The organism is Kineococcus indalonis (genome assembly GCF_009906395.1).
GTDB lineage: Bacteria > Actinomycetota > Actinomycetes > Actinomycetales > Kineococcaceae > Kineococcus > Kineococcus indalonis.
Genome location: NZ_JAAALM010000593.1, coordinates 1 through 2248, shown reverse-complemented (window position 1 = coordinate 2248; position 2248 = coordinate 1). Strand labels below are relative to the sequence as shown.

The window sequence follows — 2248 nt, the reverse complement described above, 5'->3', positions numbered from 1 at the left end:
GCCAGGTGCGCTGGGCGCCGCTGTCGGTCACCGACCCCGCCGCGCTCGAGGCCGCCCTGGAGGGCGTCGACGCCGTGGTGCACCTCGGCGGCATCAGCCGCGAGGCGCCGTGGGAGGAGGTGCTCTCCGTCAACGTCGACGGCACCCGCAACCTGCTGGAGGCCGCCGTGCACCGCGGCGTGCGCCGCGTCGTGCTCGCCTCCAGCAACCACGCCGTGGGGTACCGCACGCGCGACGAGGCCGTGGACGGGCACCTGCCCGCCGACGTGCCGGTGCGCCCGGACAGCTACTACGGCTGGAGCAAGGCGGCTGTCGAGGCGCTGGGGCGCCTCTACAGCGACCGCCACGGCCTGCAGGTCGTCCTGCTGCGCATCGGCAGCTGCTTCCCCGACCCCGTCCCGCTGGGCGCTCGGGGGTTGTCGACCTGGCTGTCCGCCGACGACGCGGTGCGCCTGCTGGAGGCCGCGGTCACCGACCGCACCCCGGGCTGCTCGGTGGTGTGGGGCGTCTCGCGCAACACCCGCCGGTGGTTCAGCCTCGCCGAGGGCGAGGCGCTGGGCTACCACCCGCTGGACGACTCCGAGGGCCACGCCGCCGACGTCCTGGCGCCCGGCGAGGAACCCGACGTGCGCTCGCCGGACCTCTTCCGCGTCGGCGGGGCCGCGTTCCTGGACAACCCGCTGGGGCAGCGGAACTGACCCGCGCCGCTCACGCCCCCGCGCGCCAGGTGCGCGCGGCGGCCGCCAGCAGCTCGTGGCCGCGCCGGTCCGCCAGCCCCAGGTGGTACAGGTGCAGCTCCCCGGCGCCGGCGGCGCGCACGTCCGCCACGTGCGCGGCCAGCTCCCGCTCGCCGGGGCCGCCCAGCACGGTGACGTAGGCGCCCACCCGCGCGCCCGCGCGCGCCGCCGCGCGGACCGAGGACACCGCCGCGCGGGTCCCCGCGCCGGGCGTCCACGCCTGCAGCACCAGCACGTCCAGCGCCGGGTCGGCCAGCGCCGCCGGGCTCGCGCCGGGGTTGGCGCCGGTGGCCCACGGGTCCGCCGCGGTGTGCACCGCCACCCGCAGCGGTGCGGGCGCGGCCTGCGCGAGCGCGGCCAGCACCTGCGCGCGCAGCGCGTCGGCGGCCGCGTGCCGCACCGCCAGCACGGTCGCCGCGGTGCGCTCCCCGAGCAGCTCGGCCACCTCGCGCGCGTCGGCGGGGTCGGCCCCGCGCAGCTCGCGCACCGCGCGCCGCAGCGCGGCGACCACCTCCTCCGGGTCGGCGCCGCGCTGCGCCCACCCCTGCCGGCAGCGCGGGCAGCAGCACACCGACAGCACCCGCTCCAGCGCCGGGCCGAAGGCGCCCGCGGTCTTCTCGTGCGCGGCGTTGTGCGTGACGCCCATCGTGCCCAGCGCCTCCAGCGAGACGCCGGTGACCGGCGCCCCGCGCACCGCCTCGGCGGCCAGCCGCGCGCAGTGGTCGCGCACCTGCGCCGCGCTCGGGCACGGGGCGTAGGAGTAGCGGTCCCCGAAGCAGTTCACGACCGCCAGGTGCGGGTGCAGCGTGCCCAGGCGGGTGGAGTGCGCCAGCACCGTCCAGGCGTCCACCTCCAGGCCCGCCGCGCGCAGCCGGCCCGCGGCCTGCGCGAACGCGTCCGCGGTGCCGTCGGGCACCCGCCCGGCCACCGGCCGCAGCGGCGCCCCGGCCCACGCCTCCTCGCGCACCGGCCGGTACAGGGCCGCGTGCGGGGCCTCCACGAGCTGGTGCGCGGGGTGCAGGGGCGTGACCGCGCGGGTGGAGTGGTACGCCGCGGCCAGCGCCACCGCGTCCAGGCCCAGGGCCAGGGCGCGCTCGACGAAGGCGTCGTCGCCCAGCACGTCCCAGGGGTAGGCGTGGGCGAGCAGCCGTCCCGCTCCGGTCGGTGGCATCGTCGTCCCTCCCGCGCTGCCCGGCGGCCCCGCGCGGGGCGACCGTACACAGCCGCCCCGCGGCGGGCCGCGCAGCCCCCGGGCGCGCTCAAGGCGGGCGCGGCGCGCGCCGAGGAAGGGCGCATGGACCTCACCGCCGTGCGCGACACCGCCGACCTGTTCGACCTCTTCGACGGCTGGACGCTGCCCGACGGCGCCTGCGAGGAGTTCGGCGCGCCGCTGACCCGCGAGCAGCTCGTGGCGCGGTTCGTCGCGCGCTGCGCCGCCGAGCGCGCGCAGGCCGCCGCCGTCTGAGGCGCGGCCGCCGCCCGGGGCGCGGCGGGGGAGTTCGCGCGGTGGG

3 protein-coding genes are annotated in these 2248 nt (G+C 79.8%); 2 read left to right on the top strand and 1 reads right to left on the bottom strand.

All coding sequences use genetic code 11. The features are described 5' to 3' along the window. The coding region (locus GTR00_RS19275) for an NAD-dependent epimerase/dehydratase family protein (RefSeq protein WP_166613173.1) at positions 1 to 698 on the top strand (698 nt) is incomplete at its 5' end. Positions 699 to 708: 10 nt separating this feature from the next. Here the strand turns inward: GTR00_RS19275 and GTR00_RS19270 are convergent. Beyond that, positions 709 to 1908 carry a hypothetical protein gene (locus GTR00_RS19270; RefSeq protein ID WP_166613172.1) on the bottom strand — a complete coding sequence of 400 codons (1200 nt, stop codon included), beginning with the start codon at positions 1906 to 1908 and terminating at the stop codon, positions 709 to 711. Positions 1909 to 2031: 123 nt separating this feature from the next. Here GTR00_RS19270 and GTR00_RS19265 point away from each other — a divergent pair, with 123 nt between their 5' ends. Next, positions 2032 to 2202, top strand: a complete 171-nt coding sequence (locus tag GTR00_RS19265) for a hypothetical protein (protein WP_166613171.1) — start codon at positions 2032 to 2034, stop codon at positions 2200 to 2202. Positions 2203 to 2248 lie beyond the last annotated feature (46 nt).